The sequence below is a fragment of the Streptomyces sp. NBC_01214 genome, from assembly GCF_026340975.1.
Classification (GTDB): domain Bacteria; phylum Actinomycetota; class Actinomycetes; order Streptomycetales; family Streptomycetaceae; genus Streptomyces.
Window position 1 is genome coordinate 671,104 of sequence record NZ_JAPEOS010000002.1, and the last position, 25,877, is coordinate 696,980.

30 protein-coding genes are annotated in these 25,877 nt (G+C 70.9%); 13 read left to right on the forward strand and 17 right to left on the reverse strand.

Going from position 1 to position 25,877, the window contains the following annotated elements:
- The first annotated feature begins 131 nt into the window (after positions 1-131).
- On the forward strand, positions 132-554 hold the full coding sequence (locus tag OG594_RS27950) for a hypothetical protein (RefSeq protein ID WP_266604335.1): 423 nt from the start codon (positions 132-134) through the stop codon (positions 552-554).
- 45 nt (positions 555-599) lie between these two features.
- On the opposite strand, the gene OG594_RS27955 is transcribed toward OG594_RS27950, so the two are convergent.
- The 3 genes from OG594_RS27955 to OG594_RS27965 form a co-directional block, all read right to left on the reverse strand.
- On the reverse strand, positions 600-1,244 hold the full coding sequence (locus OG594_RS27955; protein WP_266604337.1) for an RDD family protein: 645 nt from the start codon (positions 1,242-1,244) through the stop codon (positions 600-602).
- Between the two features lie 209 nt (positions 1,245-1,453).
- Positions 1,454-1,846 (reverse strand): hypothetical protein, encoded by a 393-nt coding sequence (locus OG594_RS27960; RefSeq protein WP_266604339.1) that lies wholly within the window; start codon positions 1,844-1,846, stop codon positions 1,454-1,456.
- A gap of 123 nt (positions 1,847-1,969) precedes the next feature.
- A complete protein-coding gene (locus OG594_RS27965) occupies positions 1,970-3,181 on the reverse strand; it encodes a pyridoxal phosphate-dependent aminotransferase (RefSeq protein WP_266604341.1) in 1,212 nt (403 codons plus the stop codon).
- A gap of 301 nt (positions 3,182-3,482) precedes the next feature.
- Here OG594_RS27965 and OG594_RS27970 point away from each other — a divergent pair, with 301 nt between their 5' ends.
- Both OG594_RS27970 and OG594_RS27975 read left to right on the forward strand, forming a co-directional pair.
- A complete protein-coding gene (locus tag OG594_RS27970; RefSeq protein ID WP_266604343.1) occupies positions 3,483-3,632 on the forward strand; it encodes a hypothetical protein in 150 nt (49 codons plus the stop codon).
- Positions 3,633-3,645: 13 nt separating this feature from the next.
- The gene (locus OG594_RS27975; RefSeq protein WP_266353139.1) at positions 3,646-3,879 is read left to right on the forward strand and encodes a hypothetical protein; all 234 of its coding nucleotides are present in this window, start codon (positions 3,646-3,648) and stop codon (positions 3,877-3,879) included.
- 254 nt (positions 3,880-4,133) lie between these two features.
- On the opposite strand, the gene OG594_RS27980 is transcribed toward OG594_RS27975, so the two are convergent.
- The 6 genes from OG594_RS27980 to OG594_RS28005 form a co-directional block, all read right to left on the reverse strand.
- Entirely contained in the window at positions 4,134-4,787 is a 654-nt protein-coding gene (locus OG594_RS27980; RefSeq protein ID WP_266604346.1) for a hypothetical protein, read from the reverse strand.
- Complete coding sequence (locus OG594_RS27985; protein WP_266604348.1) at positions 4,780-6,054, reverse strand: ABC transporter permease; 1,275 nt, start codon at positions 6,052-6,054, stop codon at positions 4,780-4,782. Before OG594_RS27985 ends, OG594_RS27980 begins: the two co-directional genes overlap by 8 nt.
- On the reverse strand, positions 6,051-6,803 hold the full coding sequence (locus OG594_RS27990; RefSeq protein ID WP_266604350.1) for an ATP-binding cassette domain-containing protein: 753 nt from the start codon (positions 6,801-6,803) through the stop codon (positions 6,051-6,053). Before OG594_RS27990 ends, OG594_RS27985 begins: the two co-directional genes overlap by 4 nt.
- Positions 6,804-6,911: 108 nt before the next feature.
- On the reverse strand, positions 6,912-7,259 hold the full coding sequence (locus OG594_RS27995; protein WP_266604352.1) for a hypothetical protein: 348 nt from the start codon (positions 7,257-7,259) through the stop codon (positions 6,912-6,914).
- A 41-nt stretch (positions 7,260-7,300) separates the two neighbouring features.
- Positions 7,301-7,609 carry a hypothetical protein gene (locus OG594_RS28000; RefSeq protein ID WP_266604354.1) on the reverse strand — a complete coding sequence of 103 codons (309 nt, stop codon included), beginning with the start codon at positions 7,607-7,609 and terminating at the stop codon, positions 7,301-7,303.
- 132 nt (positions 7,610-7,741) lie between these two features.
- A complete protein-coding gene (locus OG594_RS28005; RefSeq protein WP_266604356.1) occupies positions 7,742-8,092 on the reverse strand; it encodes a hypothetical protein in 351 nt (116 codons plus the stop codon).
- Positions 8,093-8,381: 289 nt separating this feature from the next.
- Between OG594_RS28005 and OG594_RS28010 the strand changes: the two genes are divergently transcribed.
- A complete protein-coding gene (locus OG594_RS28010) occupies positions 8,382-8,858 on the forward strand; it encodes a macro domain-containing protein (protein ID WP_266604358.1) in 477 nt (158 codons plus the stop codon).
- 11 nt (positions 8,859-8,869) lie between these two features.
- Here OG594_RS28010 and OG594_RS28015 read toward each other — a convergent pair whose 3' ends face one another.
- The gene (locus OG594_RS28015; protein ID WP_266604360.1) at positions 8,870-9,229 is read right to left on the reverse strand and encodes a hypothetical protein; all 360 of its coding nucleotides are present in this window, start codon (positions 9,227-9,229) and stop codon (positions 8,870-8,872) included.
- 190 nt (positions 9,230-9,419) lie between these two features.
- Here OG594_RS28015 and OG594_RS28020 point away from each other — a divergent pair, with 190 nt between their 5' ends.
- Positions 9,420-9,971 carry a GNAT family N-acetyltransferase gene (locus OG594_RS28020; RefSeq protein WP_266604362.1) on the forward strand — a complete coding sequence of 184 codons (552 nt, stop codon included), beginning with the start codon at positions 9,420-9,422 and terminating at the stop codon, positions 9,969-9,971.
- An 18-nt stretch (positions 9,972-9,989) separates the two neighbouring features.
- On the opposite strand, the gene OG594_RS28025 is transcribed toward OG594_RS28020, so the two are convergent.
- Entirely contained in the window at positions 9,990-10,442 is a 453-nt protein-coding gene (locus tag OG594_RS28025) for a nitroreductase/quinone reductase family protein (protein ID WP_266604364.1), read from the reverse strand.
- 106 nt (positions 10,443-10,548) lie between these two features.
- Here OG594_RS28025 and OG594_RS28030 point away from each other — a divergent pair, with 106 nt between their 5' ends.
- The gene (locus OG594_RS28030) at positions 10,549-11,484 is read left to right on the forward strand and encodes a LysR family transcriptional regulator (protein WP_266604366.1); all 936 of its coding nucleotides are present in this window, start codon (positions 10,549-10,551) and stop codon (positions 11,482-11,484) included.
- 230 nt (positions 11,485-11,714) lie between these two features.
- Here OG594_RS28030 and OG594_RS28035 read toward each other — a convergent pair whose 3' ends face one another.
- On the reverse strand, positions 11,715-11,900 hold the full coding sequence (locus OG594_RS28035) for a hypothetical protein (protein ID WP_030013293.1): 186 nt from the start codon (positions 11,898-11,900) through the stop codon (positions 11,715-11,717).
- A gap of 191 nt (positions 11,901-12,091) precedes the next feature.
- On the opposite strand from OG594_RS28035, the gene OG594_RS28040 reads away from it, so the two are divergent.
- Positions 12,092-13,441 carry a carbohydrate-binding protein gene (locus tag OG594_RS28040; protein WP_266604370.1) on the forward strand — a complete coding sequence of 450 codons (1,350 nt, stop codon included), beginning with the start codon at positions 12,092-12,094 and terminating at the stop codon, positions 13,439-13,441.
- Positions 13,442-13,534: 93 nt separating this feature from the next.
- Here OG594_RS28040 and OG594_RS28045 read toward each other — a convergent pair whose 3' ends face one another.
- Genes OG594_RS28045 through OG594_RS28055 form a run of 3 tightly spaced genes read right to left on the reverse strand, consistent with a single transcriptional unit; the run spans position 13,535 to position 17,475 of the window.
- Complete coding sequence (locus OG594_RS28045; RefSeq protein ID WP_266604372.1) at positions 13,535-14,551, reverse strand: YdcF family protein; 1,017 nt, start codon at positions 14,549-14,551, stop codon at positions 13,535-13,537.
- Positions 14,552-14,573: 22 nt separating this feature from the next.
- A complete protein-coding gene (locus OG594_RS28050) occupies positions 14,574-16,172 on the reverse strand; it encodes an amidohydrolase family protein (protein ID WP_266604374.1) in 1,599 nt (532 codons plus the stop codon).
- A 10-nt stretch (positions 16,173-16,182) separates the two neighbouring features.
- On the reverse strand, positions 16,183-17,475 hold the full coding sequence (locus OG594_RS28055) for an amino acid deaminase (RefSeq protein WP_266604376.1): 1,293 nt from the start codon (positions 17,473-17,475) through the stop codon (positions 16,183-16,185).
- Positions 17,476-17,688: 213 nt separating this feature from the next.
- On the opposite strand from OG594_RS28055, the gene OG594_RS28060 reads away from it, so the two are divergent.
- Together OG594_RS28060 and OG594_RS28065 are read left to right on the forward strand one after the other, a co-directional pair.
- The gene (locus OG594_RS28060) at positions 17,689-18,441 is read left to right on the forward strand and encodes an IclR family transcriptional regulator (protein ID WP_266604378.1); all 753 of its coding nucleotides are present in this window, start codon (positions 17,689-17,691) and stop codon (positions 18,439-18,441) included.
- Complete coding sequence (locus OG594_RS28065; RefSeq protein WP_266604380.1) at positions 18,438-18,848, forward strand: RidA family protein; 411 nt, start codon at positions 18,438-18,440, stop codon at positions 18,846-18,848. Before OG594_RS28060 ends, OG594_RS28065 begins: the two co-directional genes overlap by 4 nt.
- A gap of 75 nt (positions 18,849-18,923) precedes the next feature.
- Here the strand turns inward: OG594_RS28065 and OG594_RS28070 are convergent, their stop codons facing one another.
- Positions 18,924-20,261 carry a M14 family metallopeptidase gene (locus tag OG594_RS28070; protein WP_266604382.1) on the reverse strand — a complete coding sequence of 446 codons (1,338 nt, stop codon included), beginning with the start codon at positions 20,259-20,261 and terminating at the stop codon, positions 18,924-18,926.
- A 125-nt stretch (positions 20,262-20,386) separates the two neighbouring features.
- Complete coding sequence (locus tag OG594_RS28075) at positions 20,387-22,090, reverse strand: glycoside hydrolase family 18 protein (RefSeq protein WP_323185336.1); 1,704 nt, start codon at positions 22,088-22,090, stop codon at positions 20,387-20,389.
- A 429-nt stretch (positions 22,091-22,519) separates the two neighbouring features.
- Here OG594_RS28075 and OG594_RS28080 point away from each other — a divergent pair, with 429 nt between their 5' ends.
- Genes OG594_RS28080 through OG594_RS28095 form a run of 4 tightly spaced genes read left to right on the forward strand, consistent with a single transcriptional unit; the run spans position 22,520 to position 25,877 of the window.
- On the forward strand, positions 22,520-23,452 hold the full coding sequence (locus tag OG594_RS28080; RefSeq protein ID WP_266604384.1) for a hypothetical protein: 933 nt from the start codon (positions 22,520-22,522) through the stop codon (positions 23,450-23,452).
- A gap of 48 nt (positions 23,453-23,500) precedes the next feature.
- Positions 23,501-24,202: a Flp pilus assembly protein CpaB gene (gene cpaB / locus OG594_RS28085; protein WP_266604386.1), complete on the forward strand. Its 702-nt coding sequence runs from the start codon at positions 23,501-23,503 to the stop codon at positions 24,200-24,202.
- A gap of 7 nt (positions 24,203-24,209) precedes the next feature.
- Positions 24,210-25,502 (forward strand): AAA family ATPase, encoded by a 1,293-nt coding sequence (locus OG594_RS28090; protein ID WP_266604388.1) that lies wholly within the window; start codon positions 24,210-24,212, stop codon positions 25,500-25,502.
- A gap of 3 nt (positions 25,503-25,505) precedes the next feature.
- Positions 25,506-25,877, forward strand: a complete 372-nt coding sequence (locus tag OG594_RS28095; protein WP_266604390.1) for a TadE/TadG family type IV pilus assembly protein — start codon at positions 25,506-25,508, stop codon at positions 25,875-25,877.

Here is a 25,877-nt window from a genome sequence, read left to right on the forward strand (position 1 = left end):
CTCGCGGAAACCCACATTCCGTGACGAGTTGAATGAACGTCAGGTGTCCAGGCGGTCCCACTTCGAAATGCTGTGTGGGCCCTCGGGTGCTGGTGGGCGGGGCGGTGGCCCGGGAGGATCGGGGCATGGGCGTGAGCACGTTGAAATGGCAGGGCTGGCTGGTCGGCCTGGTGACGGTGGCCGGGCTGCTGGTGTTCGCCCCGCTGGGTCTGTACGTGTGGGCGAGCGGCGGCGATCCGCCGCAGCCGCCGCCGCGGGCGGCGGTGGAGGACGTACGGGTCACCGGATGCCGAATCGATCCGGCCAGCCGCCGCGTGGTGGCCGCGGTGGAGGCGACCGGGCGGGTCGAGGGCCCCGGCGCGTACGTCGTCACGGTGGAGTTCCGCGACGGCGCCGAAGCGGACCCGCAGGGGCGGGCCGCGCAGGCGCTGGTGAAGATCCCGGGCGTGGCACCGGGCGCGACCGAGTACGGGGAGGCGGTCGGCCCGGTGTGGCCGGTGGCGACGGTGCCCTGGTGCGGGGTCGCCGGCGCGGAGTTCGCGCGGGCGGCCTGACGGGCACGGCACGGTCGGTCGCCACCGGTCCTCACCGCGGGGCGATCAGCCGTTGTTCGCCTTGACGACGACGGTGCCGCACACCTTGTCGGCGAAGGTCTGCTTCTTCTCGTCCCACAGCGGCCACAGGTAGCCGATGTAGCAGGGGATGCCGTCGAGGATGTGCGCCAGCCAGCGGACGAGCGCCATGCCGAAGCCGAGCGTGGCCCCGTCGGCCTCGCGGTGCACGCTGATGCCGACGATCTTCTTGCCGATCGTCTGGCCGGTGGTGCCTTCCCGGTACTTCTGGAAGAGGAACATGCCGAGCGTGTACAGCACGCCGATCAGGCTGAGGATGCCGGCGATCGCCTCGGTCGACTCGTCGCTGGCGACGGCCGCGCCGAGACCGATCAGGGCGTACATCGGGCCCACGATGATCAGTCCGTCGAGCAGGGTCGAACCCACGCGCAGACCCCAGTGGGCCAGCGGCGGCATCCCCGTGCCCGGCATGCCCGGCGCGTGCATCCCCGGCGGCGGGTAGGCGCCGTACGGCGGCGGGGTCTGCTGCGGGTAGCCGTACTGCGGGGCGGCGCCCTGCGGCGGCTGCTGCGGGTAGCCGTACTGCGGGGGCACGCCCTGCGGGGCCTGCTGGCCGGGCTGACCCTGCGGGGGCTGCTGACCGTAGGGATTGTTCGGGTCGCCGAAGCTCATGCGCGAATCTCTCCAGAATGCTCGAACGGGGACGAAGCGGAGTGGAGGAGATGGAGCATGTGAGCGGCCTCCCCCGGGCAACCGCGATCTTTCAGCCATCATCGTGTTCGGAGCAACGGATTCTGTCCAATTCCCGCCCATGCCGCAGGCCCTCGCGCATCGAGCATGGCGCCCGGTCCGGAGCCTCCGCGGCCCCGGACCGGGGCCGTCTAGAGGGCGCCGGCCAGGTCCGAGGACTTCAGGGCGGCGGCGTGCGCGTCCATGCGCTCGGCGGCGAGGATCGCGACGGTGGTGTCGGCGCGGGACGCGGCGACGAGGAGCGCGCGGGCGGCGAGGTCGTGGGCGCGCTGGTGCAGCGCGGCGATGTCCTCGGCGGAGTGGCGCGGCGCACGGGCGGGCTGGACGCCGCGCAGTCGTGCGACCTGGGCGGCGATCTCGGCGGCGCCCTCGTCGAGCCCGAGCTCGTCGGTGACGGCGAGCAGGGCCGCGAGGTGGCCTGCGAGCTGGATGTCCAGCGCTTCGCCGCGGCTGCTGTGCGGGTAGTCGGCCGGAGTGGCGCCCATGCGGTGGACGACCGGCTTCGTGCGGATCGGCTCGTACATGAGGTGGCCTCCTGCGTGGTCAGGAAGCCATCCTACATTGGATCCGTTCTAAAGTTGAGCTGAATCCTGCCGTTGGGGGGTGCGTCTCGCCGGCTGGACGCCGACGAGACGCACCGTGCGCCACTACAGCTGGCTGTAGCCGTCGAGGAAGTTCCCGATCCGGGTCACGGCGTCGGCCAGGTCCTTGGCGTTCGGCAGGGTCACGATCCGGAAGTGGTCGGGCTCGGGCCAGTTGAAGCCCGTACCGTGCACCACCATGATCTTCTCGGCCCGCAGCAGGTCCAGGACCATCTGCCGGTCGTCCTTGATCTTGTAGACGGACGGGTCCAGCCGCGGGAAGGCGTACAGCGCGCCCTTCGGCTTCACGCAGGTGACGCCCGGGATCTGGGTGAGCAGGTCGTACGCGACGTTGCGCTGCTCCAGGATCCGCCCGCCGGGCAGGACCAGGTCCTCGATCGACTGCCGGCCGCCGAGCGCGGTGGCCACGGCGTGCTGCGAGGGCATGTTCGCGCACAGGCGCATGTTGGCCAGGACGGTGAGGCCCTCGATGTAGCAGGCGGCGTGCTTCTTGGGGCCGCAGACCGCCATCCAGCCGGCCCGGTAGCCGGCGACGCGGTAGTTCTTCGAGAGCCCGTTGAAGGTCAGCGTCAGCAGGTCCGGGGCGATGGCGGCGGTGTTGTGGTGCACGGCGCCGTCGTAGAGGATCCGGTCGTAGATCTCGTCCGAGCAGACGACCAGGTTGTGGCGGCGCGCGATGTCCGTGAGCCCGCGCAGCATCTCTTCGTCGTAGACGGCACCGGTCGGGTTGTTCGGGTTGATGATGACGATCGCCTTGGTGCGATCGGTGACCTTGCGCTCGATGTCGGCGAGGTCGGGCATCCAGTCGGCCTGCTCGTCGCAGCGGTAGTGCACGGCCGTGCCGCCGGCGAGGGACACGGAGGCGGTCCACAGCGGGTAGTCCGGCGCGGGGACCAGGACCTCGTCGCCGTCGTCGAGCAGCGCCTGCATCGACATCTGGATCAGCTCGGAGACGCCGTTGCCGAGGTAGATGTCCTCGACGTCCAGCTCGATGCCCTTGGTCTGGTAGTGCTGCATGACCGCGCGGCGCGCGGAGAGCAGCCCCTTCGCGTCGCCGTAACCGTGGGCGGTGCCCAGGTTGCGGAGCATGTCCTCGAGGATCTCCGGAGGGCACTCGAAGCCGAAGGCTGCGGGGTTGCCCGTGTTGAGCTTGAGGATGCGATGACCTGCTGCTTCGAGCCGCATCGCCTCTTCGAGCACGGGGCCGCGGATCTCGTAACAGACATTGGCGAGTTTGGTTGACTGGATCACCTGCATGACGGGAGCTTACGGGCCCGGGTGCGCGCTTGACGCGTGTTTTCGAAGAGAAGCCCGAAGGGTGGTTTGTCCCACTTCGGGCAATGGGTGGGTGGGGACGTGGTCCCCCCTTGGAATCCGGGGCCGCGCCTGCGTTCCGACCTGCGGAATGAGTGGGGCGCGGGCCTGCGCGAGCGCATGGTGTTGCGCTCGTCACCCCAGGTGGCCGGGTAGATCGGGGACGACCGGGTAGGCCGCATGAGTACCCCGGATGAGTACGCACACTCATGTGGGCGCCCGTGCCGCAGTGGAGGCTGGGCGCATGAACCAGGGCGAGTGGAAGCCGGCGGACCACCGCCGACGCACCGAACGGGTCGCCACGGCCATCGTCGCCGTGGCGGGCGCCCTCGTGACGGCAGGAGCGCTCTTCATCGCGTTCTTCCTGCTGGTGTACGTGTACAGCGGCAACTGAGGAGCGCGGGACAGTGGTTTTCGTAGTCGGTGACATGGAGATCGCCACGGTCGGCACGGACGGCGACGACCGGGCGATCGAGTTCCTGGTCAGGCCGGAAGGAGTCCTGGAGGAGGCCCGCTTCGCGATCTTCCGCGAACACGACCAGGACTGGGAATCGGCCCGACTCGCCATCGACCCCCACTCGGGCAGCGTCCCGCTGGCGGCGGTGGAATGGGCGGTGGAGTTCGCCCGCGAGTACCTCTGAGGCCGGTGGGGTGGGCAGGGCGGACGCGGCTCGGCCCGCCCGCCCGGCCGGCCCGGCGGGTGGGCTTGGCCCGCCCCGCTCTGGCCGGCCCGCCCAGCCCAGCCCGGCCCGCCCTGCGCGGCTCGCCTTGCGCAGGCCTGGCCCGGCCGGCCAACCCGCCCCGAACAGCGGGCGGATCCCCATCGGGAGCCGGTAGGTGCGTCAGATCGCCACGGGCTCCTCGATGACGGCGGCCGACGGCCGTCCGGGGTCTGTTACGGGCGCAAGCCGAGGAGTCGGGCTGCGCGTTTGGCCCTGCGGAGTCGCCACGGAGAAGCGGCGATGAGGCCGAACCCCACCCCGAGGCTCAGGGCCGCCAGCCCCCAGCAAACCGGATCGGATGCAGGCAGGCTGGTCCAGTCCCACCAGCGGACTTCACCGGATGGCCCACGGCCGTAGTAGACAACCGGAAAAATGGAGGCTACGGGCAGTACCCAGGCGAGTTTCCACTCCAGCAGCGACCCTGACACGAGGGCCATGCCGGCCCAGAGGAGCACGGCCCGTATGAAGACGGCTGCCTGCCCCGGCGAGGAAGCCAGCAGTTCGGATACCGCGACGAGCAGCGTGACGGCGAGGATCGCTGCGCCGGGATGAATCCATCTGGCCCGGCCGAGTGCCGCGGAGGCTGAACGCTCGAAGCTGTCCATGTGACTTGAAAGGCTTCCCACCGCAAGGGAGGCGAAAATTACCGGTACTTCCTTGCGGAACGGCACGCTGACCATCCCCCCCGGAGCCTGGGCCGAGGGCAAGGCGATGTGAATCCAGCCGAAGGCTGCATTGCACATGGCCAGGACGATCAGAACTGCGGACAGTCGCACGGTGTCGTGCGCTTGGAGATAGCGTCGGATATCGGATGCGCTCTCACGCACAAGGCGCCTCGTGAATGACCTTCAACCGCTGGTTCACCCAATCCGCTTGCTTTGCCTCGGGCAGGCGGGTGGCGCTCTGGGCTGCCCCGAGGTCCTCGCCGGGCATGTCGCTTTGCACGTTCGGCGTGTCAGACGTTCCCATGGCCCTGAATTCGAGCCACATCTCGATCTGGGCTATGGCTGTGCCGACCTTGTTCGCGTTCTCCGGGCTCAGCTCCTCGCAGCGGGGAGGTATGGAGAGCTGAATGATCGAACCCGCCATGTTCGGCGCCGCGAACCACAAGTTGCCCTCGACTATGGAAAAGTCGTTCGCCGTCTCCGGGCCGTCAGGGCGTACTCCGAGTTCGTAGAACGTATCCGGCGTGCGGATCCAGTCCTGGGGTATCGCGCCGAGCCGTTCCGCCATGGCGGACGTCTGCTGAAGATACTTCCGGTCCTCAGGCCAGAGGCAGACCCGCGGAGACCCGTTCGAGCACAGTGGTTCCTTCGGAGCCGCACGGTCCGCGCGAATGGAGCCGGCGGCGGGCAGCGATCCGACAGCTGTCACCACCGCGAGGAGAGCCCCCAGTCCCATGGCCCGATACCCGATACCCGGAGCCCAGCCGGTCCGGCCGCGGCGCAGGAGAGCGGGAACGCACACGGCGGCGGCGACAAGTGCAGCGGCAAGGGCGAGACGCACGGCGAGCGCCGCCCCGTTGATCTCGATCCCGGGGTCTCCGGACAGCACGTAGAAGCCGAGATTCCGCGGGCTGCCGGCACCCCCGACGGCGACGAAACACGCCAATCCGCAGATGACGGGAGCGGCAACCGTCGATCGAGCCAGGCGGCCCACTGCATGGCCGACTGCGGAACAGGCGATGATGACCGAAATGCCCAGGAGCAGGTAACTCGGCCAGAGGAAGCCGGGTCCGGCGTCCGGCACACTGACGGCTGCGGCTGCGGCCGCACCCAGCCCATAGGCCAGAACCCCGTACGTGACGGTGGCCATGAACTGTGCCGCTTCCATGTGCCAGGCCGGCCGTGCTGCCGCGCCCCGCTGTTCCGCGATTCCGCGGCGCAGTGACCTGCCGACCGCCCAGGCTGCTGCCGCGGAGAAGGCCGGTGCAAAGAAAAGTGCAGGAATCTGGGCTGCTGCGCTGGCCTGAGGCCAGACACCGATCCAGTAGTGGCTCCTGCCGAACACTGCGGCCATGTCCACCGCAATCAGCAGGGGAAGGCACCAAAGCAGCGGGGAACGCCGTACTTCGATCCAGTAGATCTTCATCATGCCGATACCGCCCCTTCATTGAGAACGCTCATGTATCCGCGTTCCAACGGGCTGTCGCCGGGGGCATCCGGATCCGCTGCCGCCGCGAGGTCTGCGGGAGCGCCCCGGAAGAGGATGCTCCCCTGATTCAGCACGGCGACGTCCTCACAGATGGAGGAGACATCTTCCACGAGATGAGTGCTGAGGATGACGGCAGCGTGGTCCAGGGAGCGGATCAGCTCACGGAATTCGAAGCGTTGCGCCGGATCCAGACCGACCGTGGGTTCGTCGAGGAGAATCAGCCTCGGAGACCCGACGATGGCGGTCGCAATACCCGCTCGACGCAGCATGCCGCCCGAAAGGGACTTCATCTTGTCGTCGATCTGACCCTGCAGGCCGACGGATTCGATTGCATCCAGAGTCTCCTGGTGCGCCAGCTTCTTGGGCACATCGCGCAGCCAGGCACAGTAGCGGACGAAGTCATAGACCGAGAAATTCGGATAGTAGCCGAAATCCTGCGGGAGGTAGCCGATGTCGCGGCGGGCCTGCCGGGCCGAGCGCTCCGAATCGATCGGTTCGCCGAGGATCTCGAGGCGGCCGCCGAGCGGGGGAGCCACGGTTGCCAGCGTGCGAAGCAGGGTCGTCTTGCCTGCTCCGTTCGGGCCGAGCAGCCCCAATGCGCCGGTTTCGATCTCGAGATCGATCCCGTTGATGACGGGACGTTTCCCGTAGCCCTGGACCAGCGCAGACGCGCTGACAATCGGAGGCATTGCATTCTCCATGTTCAAGAAGGGCGCCCCCATGAGACAGGAGGCGCCCTTTGTGTGATTCTGCGAGCCGGCGGGCGGGGGCCGGGTCAGCTCATTCCCGCCCTGCTGTCAGCCGCCGTATCGGACGTGACTCTGGTTGACCTTGAAAGTGCACTCGTCGTAGTCGAACTTCCCGGAATACCCGTGGGACAGTTCGCGCCACTTGCCCATGTAATTGGCTTCGTAGTTGCACCCTGCTACGAGCTGGAACTTACCGCCCTGGGTCACCGACCCGCAGTACCCGTGGAAGGAGGTGTTGTACCAGTAGCCCTTGCAGCCGAAGACGGAATTACTCGAAGCGGCGCTGGCGGCCGGGGTGACGACTGCGATGGCAGCAACCGAGAGGGCACCCACGGCGAGCGCCTTGGAGACGTTGGACACCATGCGCTTCATCGCGCGGGGGGAAGACTTTGTCATTGTTGCAACCTTTTGGAGGTGTGGTCACGCGGTATCAGGAATTACCTGGTGTAGTTGACGTACGCCTTGGTCGCCTTGAAGGTGCACTCGTCGTAGTCGAACTTGCCTGCGTAACCCTTCGGGAGCTCGTGCCACTTGCCGTGGTAATCGATCTCGTAGTCGCAGAGCGCGATGAGCTTGTAGTCCCCGGTCGTGGTCGTCGAACCGCAGTAGCCGTGGAAGGAGGTGTTGTACCAGTAGCCCTTGCAGCCGTTCACATTGTTGCTGGTGCCGGCTGCCCCGGCGGAAGGAGCCACGATGGCCACGGCGGCAGCGGACAGGGCGCACACGGCGAGAACCCGGCCGGCCATGGAAGTCGAACGCTTCAGCGAAGACGATATTACGTTGGTCAACGTCATGCCCTTTGTGTCTGTGCAGGGAAAGAAGGAAGGTGTGGACTACGCGCACTCATTCGAAATCGAATGTCGCCCGCCCGGGAGAACTCAGGCGTAGTAGCTGATGTAGGCGTAGGTCACCTTGAAGGTGCACTCGTCGTAGTCGAACTTGCCGGAGTATCCGCGAGAGAGGTTGACCCACTTACCCGAATAGTCCGATTCGTAGTTGCACTTCGCGCCGAGGCGGAACTTCCCTGCGGAAGTCACGGAAGAGCAGTAACCGTGGAAAGCCGTGTTGTACCAGTAGCCCTTGCAGCCCATGGTCGAGCTGAGCTCTGAACTGGCGCTGGCCGTCGGCGCCACCGTGGCGACCGCGGCAGCCGCCAGGACGCCGACTGTGACTGCCTTGGTACCGTTGTATGTGATGCGTTTGAACGCAGAAGAGAAGAACTTCGTCACTGCCGTTTACCTTCAGTCGGTGTAGTGATGGAGAACGGGTCCCGGCGTTCCAGCGCCGGGACCCACCAGTCACTTGTTGTTCACCGCTCAACAAGATCGCGTCTTGTTTATGGCTCAACAAGATGGCGCGCGGAGGATGTGCGGCAACTAAAGCCCGCCCCCCGAAGCGAAGTTGATCTTATGAGAATCACATTCAGTCAGCAAACTGGCTGATTCCTACTGAGGGTTACGCCGGAGCCCACGGTGCACCCCACCCCCGGCTGTCATTACTCCCGCATACGGTGACCCCATGAAGCCGCTCAGGATCATTGCCGGGGATGCGACGAGTCCCCAGGCCAAGGGGCCCAAGGTCATCGCGCACGTCTGCAACGACCTCGGGGGGTGGGGGAAGGGCTTCGTCGTGGCCGTTTCGCGCCGGTGGGCCGAGCCGGAGGCCGCGTACCGGGCCTGGCACCGGGGGCGCAGCGGGAACGACTTCGGGCTGGGCGCCGTGCAGTTGGTGCAGGTGAAGTCCGACGTGTGGGTGGCCAACATGGTCGGTCAGCGCGGCATTCGGACCGGGAGCGGGGGGCCGCCCGTTCGGTACGACGCCGTGGAGCGGTGCCTCGCCGCGCTCGCCGATCGTGCCGTCGAGCTCGGGGCGAGCGTTCACATGCCGCGCATCGGGTGCGGGCTCGCGGGCGGCAAGTGGGCGCGCATCGAGCCGCTGATCACCGGGGCGTTGTGCGCGCGCGACGTGGAAGTGACCGTGTACGACCACGGGTGAGTCGCGCGTCCTCAGCGGCCGGCGGCCGGCAGGTGGCGGACGGGCCATGCCGGCTTCGGGAGCCTGGGCGTGCGGCGCCCGACGGCTTCGAAGGCGAGCCAGGCGGCTCCTGAGGCGACCGTCGTGAGGAACGGCAGCGCCCAAGCGGCCAGCTGCCAGGCGGTTGCGACGTCTAGGGTGCTCACCAGCGTCGCCGCCGGAGCGGCGGCAAGGGTCAGCAGCAGCGTGATCCTGGCCCAGAGCGGCAGCTTGCGGCTCACCGCGGCGGTCGCGAGGCCCAGGCCCGCGCTCACCGTGAGGATCACGGCCAGGCCCACGAGGGCGAGCGTGAGGGCGAGTAGCAGGGCGAGGAGCATCAGTACGAGGCCCATGTCGTGGCCACCTCCGGTCTCGTGGCAACCCGTCGCGAGGGCAGGCGGATGTGCCTTCCCGCTGTTCCGGCAGGTTCACCGGAGGCCATACTGCCAGAGTGTTGAACGCGTTCAACACCACCCCGGTGTCACCCGTAGGCCCCGGTGTCGGCAGCGTGGTCCGGACGCGGCGGCGTGGCACGATCGCGGGATGGAGTACCGGTACGCCGCCGAGGCCGATGCGCCCGCCATGGCTGAGCTCTTCGCCGCCCACCACCACGACGCGCTGACGGAACGGCAGCGGGCGGAGCAGGGTTTCGTCCAGGGCCGGTTCGACGTCGACGTGCTGCGGGCGATGGCCGGTGCGCGGGAGCTGCTGGTCGCGGACGACGGGGGCAAGGTCGTCGGGCTGCTCGCGCTGTCGGCGCCGGCGACTCTGGTCGACCCGTCGCCGCCGGTCGCGGGCCTGCTCCAGGCCCAGGAGGTCCTGGAGTGGCAGGGGCGCCCGCTGGCCGAGGCGCGGTGGCTGCTCTACGGGCCCGTGGTGGTCGCCGCCGCGTACCGGGGGCGTGGTGTGGCCCGGGCGCTGTTCACCATGGCCGTGGCGGCGGCCTCGGAGCGCGCCGAAGCCGTGGTCGCCTTCATCGAAGCCGGGAACGTGCCGTCCTGGAAGGTGCACGTCGACGGCTTCGGCATGGTCCTGCTGGGCGAGTTCGTCGCGGGCGGGCGCACGTACAGCGCGGTCGCCGCGGCGACGCTCTGACCGTGGCGGGTGGGGTGCTCAGCCCACGGGCTCCAGGATCACCAGCGGGATCTCGCGGGGTCGGGCCGCGGCGCGGTCGTCCTCGAACGGGGGCCACAGGGCCGTCATCATCTCCCAGTACACCTCGCGTTCCTGGGGCGTGGCGGTGCGCGCCCGCGCCGTGGAAGTGGCGGAGCCGACCTGGAGGCGGACCTCCGGGTGGTCGGTGAGGTTCCGGTACCAGTGGGGGTGGTCCGGGGCGCCGTAGGCGGAGGCCAGGACGATGTGCCGACCGGCGTCCTCGCCGTAGATCAGCGGGGTGCGGACGGCGCGGCCGGTGGCGCGGTCGAGCGTGGTCAGCAGGAGGGTGCGGACTCCGTGCCAGAGGTGCCCGTCGGCTCCCGCGGTGCTCACGTAGGCGCGTACGTGGTCGAGCCGTGGGCCGGGTCGCGGGTCGGTGGGGTGGTCCCAGTCGACGTCGAGTGCGTGCATTTTCCTGTCCTTAGGGTCGTGTCCCCCTTGCGGCTAACGAGCATTAACGATTCTGGATGCGCCCGACCCGTAGCGCACGGCCACAGGTCTGGACCAAGCTCGTCGTATGGATCTGGAGCTGAGGCACCTCAAGATCGTCCGGGCCGTCGCCGACGCCGGGAGCCTGACGCGGGCCGCCACCGCGCTCGGCCTCGCGCAGCCCGCGCTCAGTACGCAGCTCAAGCGCATCGAGCGGGCGTTGGGCGGGACGCTGTTCCTGCGGGGGCGCGACGGCGTACGGGCCACCGCGCTCGGTGAGCTGGTGCTGGAGCGGGCCAGGGTGCTGCTGCCCGCGGTGTGCGAGCTCCAGGAGGACGTCCAGCGGTTCGCCCGCCAGGGGGCGCACGGCTACCGGCTCGGCGGCACGCACGGACCGCTGCTCGGCGGGCTCGTGGACCGGCTCGCGGATGCGGAGCCGGGCGCGCCGGTGACGACGTACACCTCCTGGTCGGAGAAGGAGGTCGCTGCCGGCGTCGCCGACGGCCGCCTGGACTTCGCGCTGGTGGGGGTCTGCGGGGAGAGCGCGCCGCCCGAGCCGGGGCGCCTCGCGTGGAGGGAGGTGGCGCGCGACCCCGTGTACGTGATGCTGGCCGAGGACCATCCCCTCGCCCTGGCCCCGCGCACCGAGATCGAACTGGCCGAGCTGGCCGCCGAGGCGTGGACGGACGTCCCTGGCGACGGGTGCTTCGGCGACTGCTTCGCCGCGGCCTGCGTGCGGGCCGGGTTCACGCCCGCCTGCGTCTACGAGACCGACACCGCCTCCTGCGTGCACCTGGTGCAGGTGGGGCGGGCGGTCGGACTGTGCCGGGCCACGTTCCCGGTGACCCCGGGGGTGGTCACGCGGCCCCTCGCCGGGACCCCGCTCATGTGGCGGCACCTGCTGGGCTGGCACCCGGCCGCGCGGGTCGCTGCGCGGGCTGCCGAGGTGCTCGGCCATGCGAGGGCTGCGCATGCGGGGGCGCTGGTCAGGTCGGCCGGAGCCGTTGCCTTGCCGGCGGCTTAGCCGGGCACCGGGCGGGTGCGGCGCCGCTGCGGGGGCGCTGCCCCCGGGCCCCCGCGCCTCAAACGCCGGCGGGGCTGGAAGAGCGGGGCTCCGCCGCGGGCCCCCGCGCCTCAAACGCCGGCGGGGCTGGAAGAGCGGGGCTTCGCCGTGGGGTGGGTGCCTCGAGCGGCAAGGGACGCCCCCGGCGGGGCCGGGGGCGGTTGCGGCAGCGCTCGGGCGCCGTGCCGTGGTTACGGCAGGTAGCGCTCGATGACCTGCGGGCCCTCCTTCTCCATGAGCTTCCGGGCCTTCTCGATCCGCTCCGGAGTCGGGTCGTGGCCGGTCACCATCACGAGGTCCTCGGGGTCGTACGGCCGTTCCCCGCCCGTGAAGAGCCGGTCCGACCGTGTGGGCTGCTCGTCGGGTTCACTGACCATCGCGTACCTCCTACGGTTTACCCCTGGCCCCATCCTCCGGCCGCCGCCCCATGAACGCACCTCGACCGCCCGCGGGCCGCCGGACGGCCCCGGGCATAACACCGGGACAGGGGCCAACTGGCAGCTCCCGCACGACGGTTCGGATTTCTACGGTTTCCGCAGACCCCCACCGGAAACCGAGGAGATCCCCCATGCTCAAGCGACACGCCCGCGCGGCGTGTACCGCCCTGGCCGCCGCCGGGCTGCTGCTGGCCGGGACCGGCGGCGCCACCGCCGATCCCACCCCCGCCGCGCCCTCCGCGGCGGCCACCCTGCGCACCGCCGACGCCCCGCCCGAGCTGCTCGCCGCGATGCAGCGCGACCTCGGCCTGACCCCCACGCAGGCCAAGGCACGACTCGCCCACGAGGCCGAGGCGGGGGCCACCGCCGCCCGGCTGCGCGACCGGCTCGGCGCCGCCTTCGCCGGGGCCTGGGTGGACGGGGCCGACGCGGGCACCCTCACCGTGGCCACCACCCGGGCCGCCGACACCGCCGCGATACGGGCCACCGGGGCCCGGGCGAAGCTGGTCGCCCGCACCCTGGCCGACCTGGACGCCGACCGGGCCGCCCTGGACCGGGCCGCCGGCCCCGCGACCCCGGTCCGCTACGTCGACCCGCGCTCCAACGGCCTCGTCGTCGAGGAGACCGAGGCGGGGGCGGCGGCCGCGCTGCTGGCCGCCACCGGGACCGACCCGGCCGCCGTCACGGTGGTCCGTACGGCCGGGGCCCCGCGCCCGCTGTACGACCTGCGCGGCGGGGACGCGTACTACATGAACGGCAGCGGCCGCTGCTCCGTCGGCTTCCCCGTCACCAAGGGGTCCGTGAACGGCTTCGCCACCGCCGGGCACTGCGGGCGCGCCGGAACCACCACCAGCGGCTTCAACCAGGTGGCCCAGGGCTCCTTCCAGGCCTCGGCCTTCCCCGGCAACGACATGGCCTGGGTGGCCGCGAACGCCCAGTGGACCGCGACCCCCTACGTGAAGGGCAGCGGCGGGGCGAACGTGCAGGTCACCGGCTCGGTGCTACAGCCCGTCGGCGCCTCGGTATGCCGTTCCGGATCGACCACCGGATGGCACTGCGGCACGATCCAGCAGCACGACACCAGCGTCACCTACCCCGAGGGCACCATCTCCGGCGTGACCCGTACGACGGTCTGCGCCGAGCCCGGCGACTCGGGCGGCTCCTACCTCTCCGGGAGCCAGGCCCAGGGCGTCACCTCGGGCGGCTCCGGCAACTGCTCCAGCGGCGGGACCACCTTCTTCCAGCCGCTGAACCCGATCCTGTCCGCGTACGGGCTGACCCTCAAGGTCAGCGGCAGCGACCCCGGACCGGGCCCCGGCCCGGGCGACCCCGAGCCGGGCGGCACCTGGAAGGCGGGCACCGTCTACGCGACCGGCGCCACCGTCACCCACGGCGGCTCGACCTACCGCTGCCTCCAGGGGCACCAGGCCCAGCCGGGCTGGGAGCCGCCGAACGTCCCGGCGCTCTGGCAGCGGGTCTGACCGACCTCCGCGAGGCCGGGAACCGGTGCCGTGACTGCCAAGGGGGGAGTCACGGCACCACAGCGTGCGCGACGACGGCACGCCGGGCCCGGGTCAGACGAGGACCGCGGCCAGCGTGCCGAGCGCGCCGAGGACGGTGAGCAGGGCGCAGATCGACAGGTTCACGATCCGGTGCTCCCAGAAGACCGCGACGAACTCGCGGATGGTGGCGCTCGGCCAGTAGTACTTCGCGGTGGGGGAGCCCAGCACCTGCCCGTTGACGCCGGTCTTGCGGGCCAGCATCGCCGCCCTGAAGGCGTGGAAGTTGTTGGTGACCACCACGCACCGGTAGGCCGGGTCGTGCGCCGTCATGATGTCCCGGCTGAAGAGCATGTTCTCCTCGGTCGTGGTGGAGCGGTCCTCCAGTGCGACGTGCTGCTCGGGCACGCCCTGCGCGATCAGCCAGTCCGCCATCGCCCGGGCCTCGGAGACCTTCTCGTCCGAGCCCTTGCCGCCCGAGACCAGGAGCACCGGCGGCCGGCCGCTCCGGGCCAGCTGGGCCTCGTAGATCTGCTGCCCCTTGCGCAGGCGGGAGGCCAGCAGCGGCGGCACGCGGTCGCCGCCGATCAGGCCCGAGCCCAGCATGACCACGTGGTCGACGTCGCCGCGCACCTTGATCCGGCCGTAGAGGAAGGCGTAGCCGAGGAAGCAGAAGAAGACGAAGGAGACGTAGCCGGCGACCACGGTGACCGTTCCCGCGATGCCCCCGAGGAGGGGCGAACCGACCACGCCGACGAGCACCAGCAGCGCGATCAGGCCGAAGATCGTGAGGCCCGCGAGCATCGACAGCAGGTTGGCCGGCCGGAAACCCTCCTTGCGGATCATGACCATGCCGTTGCGGACGAGGAAGACGCCCAGGGCCAGGGCCGCGAACACGGGCGAGGCGAAGACGAGCACGAGGACCGTGACGGCCGCCCAGGTGGGCAGTTTGACGACCTGGAGGAACAGTGCGGAGAACGCGCTGAGGAAAGTCAGCCCCAGGAGCACGGCGTTGCTGAAACGGCGCCGGTCCTGCCGGACACTGATGCAGAAGGCGAGGAAGAGCGCGGCGGCGAGCGCGAAGGCGACCATGCCGCCATCGTAGATGTCCGATTTACCGAAGATCGCCGGCGGTTCGGCGCACCGCGCGCCCGGCCAGCACGTCCGTCCGCCGCCCGTCGCGCATCACGAAACGCCCGTCGATCAGGACGTGCGGGATCCCGGTCGGCAGTGCGCGCGGCCGCTCGTACGTGGACCCGGCCGCGACCGTCTCCGGGTCGAAGAGGACGAGGTCGGCGCGGTACCCCGCGCGGACCAGGCCCCGGTCGGGCAGTCGCAGGCGCGCCGCGGGCCGGCCGGCCAGGTGCGCCACGCACTCCTCCAGGGAGAGCAGGCCGAGTTCGCGGACGTAGTGGCCGAGGTAGTGGGGGAAGGTGCCGTAGGCGCGCGGGTGCGGTTTCGCGCCCTGGAGGATGCCGTCGGAGCCGCCGGTGTGGACCCGGTGACGCATGATCGCCCGGACGTTCTCCTCGTGGCCGACGTGTTGGAGGACCGTCGGCGCGAGCCGGTCGCTGAGCAGGAGCCCGCGGGCGGTCTCCCAGCCGTCCAGGCGCCTGCCCACGTACGGGCCGTAGGCGGGATCGGCGGTGCCCGAGATCTCGATCGTCGACCAGTCGACGGGGACCCCGTGGCAGCCGTCGGAGCCCTCGACCTCCAGCGCGCGGCGGATCCGCTCGGCCTGGGTGCCGTCGCGCAGCCGGGCCAGCACCGCCTCCGGGCCGCCCTCGTTCGCCCAACCGGGCAGGAGCGCGACGAGGGTGGTGCAGCCGGGGGTGTACGGGTAGCTGTCGAGGGTGATGTCGGCGCCCCCGTCCAGGGCCGCGTCGAGCAGGGCGAGCAGCTCGCCGGCCCGGCCCCGGTTCTCGTCGAAGTTCATGGTGGCGTGCGCGAGGTGCAGGGCGCAGCCGGCGTCCCGGGCGAGCGCGACCACCTCGGCGTAGGCGGCCAGCGCGTCGCGGCCGTAACTGCGGTGGTGCGGGCAGTAGTAGCCGCCGTACCGGGCCACGACCCGGCACAGCTCGGTCAGTTCGGCCCCGGTGGCGTACATGCCGGGGGTGTAGGTGAGCCCGGAGGACAGGCCGACGGCGCCCTGGTCGAGGCCCTCGGCGACGAGCTGCCGCATCCGGTCCAGCTCGGCCGCGGTCGCCGGGCGGTCGTCCCAGCCGAGGGCGTACGCGCGGACCGTGCCCTGGGGGACCAGGTAGGCGGCGTTGACGGCCACGCCCCGGCCGCCGTGGGCCCGGTTCAGCCGGTCGAGGTACCCGCCGACCGTGCGCCAGTCGAAGTCGACGTCGTCGCCGGTCCCGTTCCAGCCGGCGATCGCGGCCCGCACCTCGCCGAGGGTGCGGTCGTCGACGGGCGCGTACGACAGTCCGTCCTGGCCGAGGACTTCGAGCGTCACGCCCTGCGCGGCCTTCGCACTGTGGTCCGGGTCGCGGAGCAGGGCGAGGTCGCTGTGGGCGTGCATGTCGACGAAGCCCGGGGCGAGGGCGAGGCCGCGGGCGTCGAGGGTCCGGCGCCCGCCGCCCGGGAGCCGGCCGCCCGGCAGCCTGCCGATCTCGGCGATCCGGCCCTCGTGGACGCCGACGTCGGCGGTGTACGAGGGCCCGCCCGTGCCGTCGACGACGCGGGCCCCCCGGATGACCAGGTCCACCGGCCCGCGCTTAGAAGAACGTGCGGACGTAGTCGGTGACGGCGCCGTCGGCCTGCACGACCGGGATCAGCGGCCACTTCTCGAAGATCGTGCAGGGGTGGGCCATGCCGAGGGAGACCCAGTCGCCGACCTCCAGCGGGGTGGCGTCGGCGTCCGTCTCGACCCAGGCGTGCTGGTCGGACAGCTTGGTCACCCGGATTCCGGTCGCGGCGCGCTCGACGCCGTCACGGGCGCTGCGCACGGCGAGCACTTCGGGCAGGCCGAGGTCGTAGGCGATGTCGCGCTTGCCGGCGTTGACGAAGGCCTGGCCCGGCGTGGGGCGGGAGACCACCTGGGTCCACAGCCGGAAGGCGGGGAGCAGGCCGCCCTCCTCGGGAACGCGGTTGAAGGGGGTCAGGCCCGAGTACCAGCCGTGGTCGTGGGAGACGTACGCGCCGGAGCGCAGCAACGGCAGGACGGGCAGCGACAGCTCCGGGATCCCGGCGAAGACCTCGGCGACGGCGTCGAACCATTCGCTGCCGCCGGCGCTGACGATGACCTCGTCCAGGCCGGTGCCGGTGAAGAGGCCCTGCTTGTCGAGATCGGCGGCGAGCGCGGTGAGGCGGCGCAGCCAGGCGCGGACGCTGTCGGCGTCGGCGCCGGGCATGGTGGCCTCGTAGCCGGCCACACCCGCCAGGCGCAGGGAGGGGGACGCGGCGACGGCCTCGGCGACGGCCTGGCATTCGTCGTCGGTACGGAGTCCCGTGCGCCCCTCGGCGCCGGCGCCGAGTTCGAGGACGACGTCGAGGGTGGCGCCGTGGCCGTGCAGGGCGGCGTCCATCAGCTCGACCCCGCGGACGGAGTCGACGTAACAGACGAACCGGAAGCCGGGGTCGGCGGCGAGCTCGTCGGCGACCCAGCGGAGGGCGGGAGCATCGACCAGCTCGTTGGCCAGGAAGATCGTCCGGATGCCGAAGGCGCGGCAGACGCGGGCCTGGTGGGGCATGGCGACGGTGATGCCCCACGCGCCGTGCTCCAGCTGGCGACGGAAGAGCTGCGGGGCCATGCAGGTCTTGCCGTGCGGGGCGAAGGCCAGGTCGTGACGGGCGGCGTAGGTGCCGAGCGCGGCGAGGTTGTGCTCCAGCGCGTCCGCGTCGAGGGTCAGGACGGGGGTGGTGAAGCCGCCGGTGTACAGGTCGCGGCGCTCGGCGGCGAGCCGGCCGACGGTGAGGCCGTGCGCCTGGGCGTCCGGGGGGAGGCCCTTGAACCGGTGGTCGACCGGCTCGTCGGCGAGGTCCTTGACGGGGTCGCTGTCGCTGGCCATGCGGATGCCTTCCGGTTGTGTTGCGTGGGCTGCAACGGTCGTTGCGTGGGCCGCTGCATGCTGTCTAACATCCGTGTGACGCCGGGTCAACGTGCGGCGCCGCTGCGGGGGCTCCGCCCCCGAACCCCCGCGCCTCAAACGCCGGCGGGGCTGAAACGTCCGGCCCCGCCGGCGGAGCCGGTGTTGGCGGTGACGGTCACGAAAGGACGCGGCATGAGCCAGTCGGTGGAGCGGGCGCTCGCGGTGCTGCCGCTGCTCGCGAAGGGCCCCGCAGGCCTCGGAGAGGTCGCGGACGAGCTCGGCGTGCACAAGAGCACCGCGCTGCGGCTCCTGCGCACCCTGAACGAGCGCGGCTTCGTCTACCGCCGGCCCGACGGCCGCTACCGGCTCGGCGCGCAGCTCTTCGCGCTCGCCGCCGAGGCCATCGAGAACCTGGACGTCCGGGAGATCGCGCACCCCCACCTCGTCGAGCTGAACCGGGCCACCGGGCACACCGTTCACCTCGCCCTCCACCAGGACGACGAGGTCGTGTACGTCGACAAGGTCGACAGCCGCTACCCGGTCCGCATGTACTCCCGCATCGGCAGGCCCGTGCCCCTCACGGTCGCCGCCGTGGCCAAGCTGCTCCTCGCCGACCTGCCCGAGGCCGAGCTCCGGGCCCTCGTCGCCCGGATCGAGTACCCCCGCTACACCGCCCGCTCCACCCCGGACGCGGCGGCCTTCCTGCGCGAACTGGACCTCGTACGGGAGCAGGGCTGGGCCACCGATCTCGGTGGGCACGAGGAGTCCATCAACTGCCTCGGGGCGCCCGTGCACGGGCCGGACGGGCGGGTCGTCGCGGCGCTGTCGGTCTCCGCGCCCGGTGTGGTCATCACCGCCGAGGGACTGCTCGCACTGCTGCCGCAGGTGCTGCGCACCGCCGAAGCCATCAGCCAGGACTACTCAGGAGCACAGGAGAGCACGTGAGCGAGAAGGTCGCCATCACGCCCGCCACCCACACCGCCCCGCCCGCGAAGTTCTCGCACGGCGTGCGGAAGGGGAACATCCTCCAGGTCGCCGGTCAGGTCGGCTTCCTCCCGCACGTGGAGGGACAGCCGCCCACGCCCGCCGGTCCGGCCCTGCGCGAGCAGACCCTCCAGACGCTGGAGAACGTCCGCTCCGTCCTGGAGGCCGGCGGAGCGGGCTGGGACGACGTGATGATGATCCGCGTCTACCTCACCGACACCGGGCACTTCGCCGAGATGAACGCCCTCTACAACGCCTACTTCGAGGAGCAGGGCCTGAAGGAGGCCCCCGCCGCCCGCACCACCGTGTACGTGGGCCTGCCGGCCGGGCTGCTCATCGAGATCGACGCCCTCGCCGTCCTCGGCTGAGTCGGGTCCGCCGCCGGACGCGCGGGCGGGGCGCCCCCCTGGCGGTGGGGCGCCCCCTTTCACGCGGTCAGCCGGTCACGGCGCCGCGCAGTACTGGGCTTCCTTGCCGATCGAGCGGTACATGCAGTCCGCGTTCTCCAACAGCTGGAGCACCGCGTCCTTGTTGCGCGCGGTCTCGCGGTCGATGACCTCGTCCGGCGGGTAGAAGCCGCCGCCACCGCTCTCCGGGTACATCTCGAAGGTGTAGGAGAAGATCTTCTGGTTGCCCCACAGCCAGTCGTCGATCGTTCCGTCCGTGATGTACAGGTCGCTCGACTGCTCCGGCGTGTAGCCGTTGCTCGCCGCCATGCTGGTGCCGATCTTCTTGTAGACGGCGAGGTCGTCGGCGGTCAGGCCCGGGGCGGTGTCGTTGTAGGTGTAGCCGAAGGGCCACAGGACGAGCTCGCTGTAGGTGTGGAAGTCGATGGCGGCCTTGATCTGCTGCTTGCCGCCGATCACCCGGCTGCGGACGAAGTCCGCGACGACCTTCACCTCGGGCGCCGACTCGGCGGCGGCTCCCCGGTAGGTCTCGGAGCTCTTGCTGCTGCTGGAGCCGCCGCAGCAGCCCCACTTGTAGTTCCAGTTGCGGTTCTCGTCCGTGCCGACGTAGGAGGAGCCGGAGTTCGGCTGCCGGTTCTTGCGCCAGGAGCGGTAGGAGCCGGTGGCGATGTCGTACTCGCCGCCGTCCGGGTTGAGGTCCGGGACGATCCAGATCTCGCGGCCGTTGACGGCGCCCGTGACCCGGGAGTCGCTCCCGTACTTGGAGGTGAACTCCTTGAGGAGGTACAGGGCCATCTCGACGGTCAGGTGCTCGCGCGCGTGCTGGTGGGCGGTGAAGAGCACCTCGGGCTCGGCCTCGTCCGTCGCGACGTTGTCGCTGATCTTGATGGCGAACATGTCCCGGCCTTGGTACGACTTTCCGATCACCCGCTTGCTCGCGATCGCGGGGTACTGCGCGACGAGCTGGTTGATCTCCGCCGTCGCCTCGGCGTAGTTGTGGTACTTCGAGTCCGCCGAGGGGAAGTCCATCGGGGTCGCCGCGATGCCGGGCAGCGAGCGGTCCGGGGGTCCGGGCAGGGCGGTCAGCTTGTAGCCGAGCTCCTTGAGCTTCTTGGCCTGCATGGTGTCGGCGCTGACCACGACGGTGTGGTCGTCCACCTCGTCGATCGAGACGCCCGTACGGAGCAGGGCGGTCCGGTCGGCGGCGGTGGAGGGGCCGTGGATCCGGTACTGGACGATCGCCTCGTCCTGGGTGGCGGTCGAAGGGGTGGGCGGAGGGGAAGCCGTCGCGCTCATGCCGTAGGCGGGTGCGCCCAGCGCGAGCGCCAGCAGGGCCGCCGTGAGGGCGGCCCTCCGGCGGGTATGGAGCCGCATGCGTTCTCCTGGGTCGGGAGTGTGGGGATAGCCGTGCGGACGCGCACAGCGTGCTCTCGTGGCATGTCCCGGTCAAGGACAAGCTGTGCAGGCCGTGCCGATCCGGCCACCCCCACTGGTACCGCCTACGGGAGCCCGTGGACCTTCGGACCCACCGAGTTCGACCAAGCACTACCCGCCTTGGCGTCCCAGTTGGTCGACCAGGTCATCGCGCCGCGCAGCCCCGGGTAGGTCTTCGACGGCTTGAAGGAGCCGCAGTTCGTTCCCCGGGTCAAGCAGTCCAGGGCGTTGTTGACGACCGTCGGGGAGACGTAGCCGCTGCCCGCGCCGCTGGGCGAGGCCGGCACGCCGATGCCCACCTGCGAGGGGTCGAGGCCGCCCTCCAACTGGATGCAGGCGAGCGCGGTGAGGAAGTCCACCGATCCCTGGGAGTAGACCTTGCCGTCGCAGCCGTTCATCGAGCCGCTGTTGTAGTACTGCATGTTGACGACGGTGAGGATGTCCTTGATGTTCAGCGCCGTCTTGAAGTAGCCGCCCTGCGTGGACTGCATGTCGATCGTCTGCGGGGCCATGGTGATGACGAGCGAGGGGCCCGCCTTGGATGACAGCGAGCGCAGGGCCTGCGTCATGTAGGTGGGGTTCAGGCCGTTCTCGAGGTCGATGTCGATGCCGGTGAACCCGTACTCCTGCATCAGGGCGTACGCGGAGTTCGCGAGGTTGTTGGCGGAGGTCGAGTCATTGACCGCAATGGTCCCCTTCTCGCCGCCGATGGAGAGGATGACCGACTTGCCGGCCGCCTTCTTCGCGGCGATGTCGGCCTTGAACTGGGCGACCGTGTAGCCGCCGAGGCCGGCCGAGTCGAGGTTGAAGGCGATGGCGCCGGGCGTGGTGGTGGCGTCGGCGAAGGAGACGGCGATGATGTCGTACTGCGCCGAGACGTCGGAGATCTTCTGGACGGTCGCGCCGTTGTTGAAGTTCTGCCAGTAGCCGGTCAGGGCGTGCTTGGGGACGGCGGGCCCGGGGCCCGGACCCGGGTCGGTGCCGGTGGTGGTGCCGGTCACCGGGGCGGACTTCGGGCCCTCGCCCGCCGCGTTGTACGCGCTCACCTGGAAGGAGTACGAGGTCGCGGCCGCGAGCCCGGTGATCTGGGTGGAGGCGGCGCCACCGGTCACGGTCTTGACGCGGACGCCGTCCTGGTACACGTAGTAGCCGGTGGCCGAACTGACCGCGTTCCACGAAAGGGTGAGGGCGTTCGCGCTCTGACCGGAAACGGCCGTCCCGGCCGGGGCTCCGGGGACCGACGGACCGGGGTCGGTGCCGCCCCCGCCGTCCGGGCCGAAGACGCTGAACTCGTCCACGACGTAGGCCGGCTGGCCGTACCAGCCGTGCGTGTAGACGGTGACCTGGGTGGTGCTGGGGCCGGTGGTGAAGGTGGTGGAGAGCTTCTGCCAGCCGGCGCCCGACCCGGGCGTCCAGGTGGAGACGTCCTGGGTGCCGGTCCCGGTCGCGCCGAGGTAGACGTAGCTGCCCTGGACCTGCGTGCTCAGCGTGTAGGTCGAGTTCGGCTTGACCGTGACGGTCTGGCTGCAGCGCGCATGGTCCTGGCCCGCCGGGGTGGCCTTCAGGGCGCCGGATCCGGCGTAGACGGGCGAGGAGACGGAAGTGCCGGTTCCGCCGGTGCAGGACCAGTTGGCGAGACCCGCTTCGAAGCCGCCGTTGCGGACGACGTTCACGTCGGCGGCCCGTGCGGTGCCGGCGGCGAGGGCGGACAGGGCGCCCGCGGTCAGGGTGACGGCGATGGGCAGGGCGAGGGAGCGTATGCGGTTCACGTGGGCTCCGGTGGGGGGAGGGAGAGGGGTGTGGACGGAGGCGGGCCGAGTGGGGTGGGTCCGACTCACGGCGTTGGCTGCCAAGTTGGTCCAGACCAATCCTCCTGTCAAGGGTCTTCGCGATGTGGCTTGAAATGGCCCGCTATGCGATCCCTGTTGTCCGGGTTTCCGCCCCCTGTGACAGGTGCTGGTAGCACGGGAATCTTCAAGGCCCTGCCCCGCCAGGGGTGACGCGGATATGGTGCTGGGGCAAGGGGGAGCGGGTCGATCGGATGCGGTCGCGCGGTGCGGGCGCGGACGCGGGAAGTCCGTGTCGAATCCGCGTCGAGTCCGCGTCAGATCCGGGTCGAGTCCGTGTGGAGCGCGCGTCGGGCACGCGAAGCGCCCGCGACGTACGGGCGTACGGGGTGTACGTGGGGGAACGGGGGAATGCGCGTGCCGACCGCCATCGCTGTCACCAGTGCCGATCTGGTGCTTCCGGCCCCTGACCGGCACACGCCCGGGGCCGCCTTACTCCACCCGCCCGAGCAGCTCGACCTGGAGTCCGCGCTCGCCGAGACGGGCGCCCTGCTGGAGCGGCACGGCCACCTCGTGGCCCTCGTGCCGCCGTGGCTCCCGCGCTCCACCGTCCAACGCCTGCACACCGTACGCGCCATCCTGGAAACCGACCGGATCGCGCTCCTCGGCATCGATCTGCCGCCGCTGGGCACGGCCCTGCTGGTACGTCAGCTGCGCCAGCTCAGCGTCTGCGACTTCAGCCCCGGAATCATCGCCTCCGCGGCCCGGCTGCTGTCCCACTACATCTACGCGGGCGCCCTGCTGGGCTCGGTCGCCAAACTCGACCGGGTCCGGGTCCCGGTCGGACTCGGGGCGCACGCCAGGTCCTGGTCGCCGAGCGCGCAGTTCGCCGTCATGGCCCACCCGAAACCGCACCTGGCCAAACTGGGCGGCGGATCCCAGGGCGCCCGCGGATCCCAGGGCGCGCACGGCCCCCGCGGCGCCCACGGTTCCCGCGGCGCGCTGCTGCCGGCCGGTCCCGAGTTCGCCACGCACCTCACCTTCGCCCGCGGCCAGCTCACCTCCGACTGGGTCACGGCCGAACTGGCCCCCGCCTGGCAGGTCCAGGGAGTCCTGGAGAACCCGCTGCCCGCCGCGTCCCCCGGCTGGTGGGGCACCCCGAAACTCGTCGAGTTCGCCGCCGGCATCCCGGACCTGTCCGTGCTCTACCAACTCGTCGCCTCGGTCCGCCGGGAGGAGTGCCGCTGGTGCGGCCTCGAACTCATCGGCGACCGCTGCGGCTTCTGCGCGGCACCGCTCACCGCACCGCCGCCGCCCGCGAGCAGCGCCCGTTCCAGACCCTGATCACTCGAACGCACGAATGAATGAAGAACGGCGAGGTAGGTAAGGCCCATGAACTCACGCCAGCGCCGCGGCGTCATCCTGCTGCTCCTGTCGGTCCTGTGCGCACTGGGGGCCTTCGCCGGAGTCCTCGTGGTGATCGGCGACGTCAACTCCAAGGTCGGCGCCGAGGTCGTCGCGTACCGGGCCAAGGGCGACATAGCCCCGTACAGCCCGCTGGCGGCAGGGCAGTTCGAGGAGGTCAGGATTCCCAAGCGGTGGCTCTCCGGAACCGCCGTCACCGACCTCGGCGCGCTCAAGGACAAGATCGCCCTCACCACGCTCAAGAAGGGCTCGCTGCTCCAGGCGGACATGTTCGTCGACCGGCCGCAGCTCCAGCCCGGTGAGCAGGAGATCGCCATCATGATCGACGCCGCCACCGGCGTGGCCGGCAAGATCACCTCCGGTGCCAAGGTCAACATCCTCGCCACCTTCAAGGGCGCCAAGGACGGCGACCCCTCGCGATCGGTGATCATCGTCGCCAACGCCCGGGTCCTGGGCGTCGGCAAGCTCACCGCCCTGGACAAGGACAGCGACCGCAAGGGCCCCGCCGAGGCCGTTCCGATCACCTTCGCCCTGAGCACCAAGGACACCCAGCGCGTCGCGTACGCCGAGTCCTTCGCGGAGCACGTACGCCTGGCCCTGGTGGCCCCCGGCACCGACTCGGCGCCCGCCCCGGGCGACCGCACGTACACCCTCGACGGGGACAGGTGAGGCCCGGATGACCACCCGAATCCTCCCCGCGGTCGGCGACCCGGACGCCGCGCGCGCCATCGTGACCCTGCTCAGCCAGCTCCCGGCCGCCGAGCCGGCGGCCCCCGTCCCGGACGCGACCACGCTCCTGGACACCCTCGCCCGGTTGGCCGCCGACTCCATCGACGAACTCCCCGAGGTCGTCCTCGTCCACGAGCGGATCGGGCCGGTGCCCGCCCTGGAGCTCATCCGGGAGGTCGCCCTGCGCTTCCCGGCCGTGGGCGTCGTCCTGGTCTCCTCGGACGCCGGCCCGGGGCTGTTCTCCGCCGCCATGGACTCGGGTGCGCGCGGTCTGATCGGCCTCCCGCTCTCCTACGAGGAACTTGCCGCCCGCGTCCAGGCCGCCGCCCAGTGGTCCGTGGGCGTACGCCGCCACCTGGGCGGGGGCGCCGCCGCCGACGTGTTCACGGGCCCGGGCGGCCGGGTGGTCACCGTGACCGGAGCCAAGGGCGGGGTGGGCACCACCTTCACCGCCGTGCAGTTCGCGCTGGCCGCGGCCGCCTCGGGACGGCGTACCGCACTGGTCGACCTGGACCTCCAGGCCGGCGACGTGGGCTCGTACCTCGACGTGCAGTTCCGGCGCTCCATCGCCGACCTCGCCGGGATCCAGGACATCTCCCCGCGGGTCCTCCAGGACGCCGTCTACGACGACGCCTCGGGCCTCGCGCTGCTCCTGGCACCGGCGGACGGGGAGCGGGGCGAGGAGGTCGACGACCGGGCCGCCCGGCACATCGTCGGAGCCCTGCGCAGCCGCTACGAACTCGTCGTCATCGACTGCGGCACCCAGGTCACCGGAGCCAACGCGGCGGCCGTGGAGATGGCGGACGTGGCGGTGCTGGTCACCACGCCGGACGTGGTCGCGGTACGGGCGGCCAAGCGCATGGTCCGGATGTGGGAACGGCTCCAGGTCCGCAAGGCGGAGGACACGGCGATGGTCGTGAACCGCTGGAGCAAGCACACCGAGATCCAGCCCGCCCTGATCGAGAAGATCACCAAAACCCGCGCCACCCGCACCCCGGTCCCGGCCGCCTTCAAGGAACTCCAGGCCGTGGTCGACGCGGGCCGCGTCCAGGACCTCGACAACCGCTCGACGGTCAAACAGGCCCTGTGGACCCTGGCCGGCGAACTCGGCCTCCTGGCGACCCCCGACTCCGCCCCGTCGACGTCGTCCACGTCCTCCTCGGCGGCCGCCCCGGGCGCCTCCCTGGCGGTCCGCGCGAGCGGCCCGGTGGCCCGGCTGCGCCGCGGCCGGGAGGGCTGACCCATGCCCGCCCGCAGACCGGGGCGCGGGGACCGGGGCCAGGTGGCGATCGAGTTCGTGGGCACGGTGCCGCTGATCCTGCTGCTCGTGGCGGCGGTGTGGGAGTGCGTACTGATCGGGTACGCCTTCTCGCTGGCGGGCAACGCGGCGGACGAGGCGGCGCGGGCGGGGGCGGTGAGCGGGAAATCCAGCCTCTGCGAGGCGGCGGCGAAGGAGCACATCGGGGAGGCGTGGAAGCCCCGGGTGAAGTGTGAGAAGTCCGGGGACATCTACCGGGCGAAGGTCACCCTGGGGGTCCCGGTCTTCTTCCCGGGCCTCGACTTCGGCGAGATCGACGGTACCGGCGGCGCGGCATTGGAGAAGGAGGCGAAGTGA

Excerpts from the sequence above, each read along its gene's own strand:
- OG594_RS27955 (WP_266604337.1), bottom strand. The coding sequence starts at position 1,244 with ATGAGCTTCGGCGACCCGAACAATCCCTACGGTCAGCAGCCCCCGCAG.
- OG594_RS27960 (WP_266604339.1), bottom strand. The coding sequence starts at position 1,846 with ATGTACGAGCCGATCCGCACGAAGCCGGTCGTCCACCGCATGGGCGCC.
- OG594_RS27965 (WP_266604341.1), bottom strand. The coding sequence starts at position 3,181 with ATGCAGGTGATCCAGTCAACCAAACTCGCCAATGTCTGTTACGAGATC.
- OG594_RS27970 (WP_266604343.1), top strand. The coding sequence starts at position 3,483 with ATGAACCAGGGCGAGTGGAAGCCGGCGGACCACCGCCGACGCACCGAA.
- OG594_RS27985 (WP_266604348.1), bottom strand. The coding sequence starts at position 6,054 with ATGATGAAGATCTACTGGATCGAAGTACGGCGTTCCCCGCTGCTTTGG.
- OG594_RS27990 (WP_266604350.1), bottom strand. The coding sequence starts at position 6,803 with ATGCCTCCGATTGTCAGCGCGTCTGCGCTGGTCCAGGGCTACGGGAAA.
- OG594_RS27995 (WP_266604352.1), bottom strand. The coding sequence starts at position 7,259 with ATGACAAAGTCTTCCCCCCGCGCGATGAAGCGCATGGTGTCCAACGTC.
- OG594_RS28000 (WP_266604354.1), bottom strand. The coding sequence starts at position 7,609 with ATGGCCGGCCGGGTTCTCGCCGTGTGCGCCCTGTCCGCTGCCGCCGTG.
- OG594_RS28010 (WP_266604358.1), top strand. The coding sequence starts at position 8,382 with ATGAAGCCGCTCAGGATCATTGCCGGGGATGCGACGAGTCCCCAGGCC.
- OG594_RS28015 (WP_266604360.1), bottom strand. The coding sequence starts at position 9,229 with ATGGGCCTCGTACTGATGCTCCTCGCCCTGCTACTCGCCCTCACGCTC.
- OG594_RS28020 (WP_266604362.1), top strand. The coding sequence starts at position 9,420 with ATGGAGTACCGGTACGCCGCCGAGGCCGATGCGCCCGCCATGGCTGAG.
- OG594_RS28025 (WP_266604364.1), bottom strand. The coding sequence starts at position 10,442 with ATGCACGCACTCGACGTCGACTGGGACCACCCCACCGACCCGCGACCC.
- OG594_RS28030 (WP_266604366.1), top strand. The coding sequence starts at position 10,549 with ATGGATCTGGAGCTGAGGCACCTCAAGATCGTCCGGGCCGTCGCCGAC.
- OG594_RS28035 (WP_030013293.1), bottom strand. The coding sequence starts at position 11,900 with ATGGTCAGTGAACCCGACGAGCAGCCCACACGGTCGGACCGGCTCTTC.
- OG594_RS28040 (WP_266604370.1), top strand. The coding sequence starts at position 12,092 with ATGCTCAAGCGACACGCCCGCGCGGCGTGTACCGCCCTGGCCGCCGCC.
- OG594_RS28045 (WP_266604372.1), bottom strand. The coding sequence starts at position 14,551 with ATGGTCGCCTTCGCGCTCGCCGCCGCGCTCTTCCTCGCCTTCTGCATC.
- OG594_RS28055 (WP_266604376.1), bottom strand. The coding sequence starts at position 17,475 with ATGGCCAGCGACAGCGACCCCGTCAAGGACCTCGCCGACGAGCCGGTC.
- OG594_RS28060 (WP_266604378.1), top strand. The coding sequence starts at position 17,689 with ATGAGCCAGTCGGTGGAGCGGGCGCTCGCGGTGCTGCCGCTGCTCGCG.
- OG594_RS28070 (WP_266604382.1), bottom strand. The coding sequence starts at position 20,261 with ATGCGGCTCCATACCCGCCGGAGGGCCGCCCTCACGGCGGCCCTGCTG.
- OG594_RS28080 (WP_266604384.1), top strand. The coding sequence starts at position 22,520 with ATGCGCGTGCCGACCGCCATCGCTGTCACCAGTGCCGATCTGGTGCTT.
- cpaB (WP_266604386.1), top strand. The coding sequence starts at position 23,501 with ATGAACTCACGCCAGCGCCGCGGCGTCATCCTGCTGCTCCTGTCGGTC.
- OG594_RS28090 (WP_266604388.1), top strand. The coding sequence starts at position 24,210 with ATGACCACCCGAATCCTCCCCGCGGTCGGCGACCCGGACGCCGCGCGC.
- OG594_RS28095 (WP_266604390.1), top strand. The coding sequence starts at position 25,506 with ATGCCCGCCCGCAGACCGGGGCGCGGGGACCGGGGCCAGGTGGCGATC.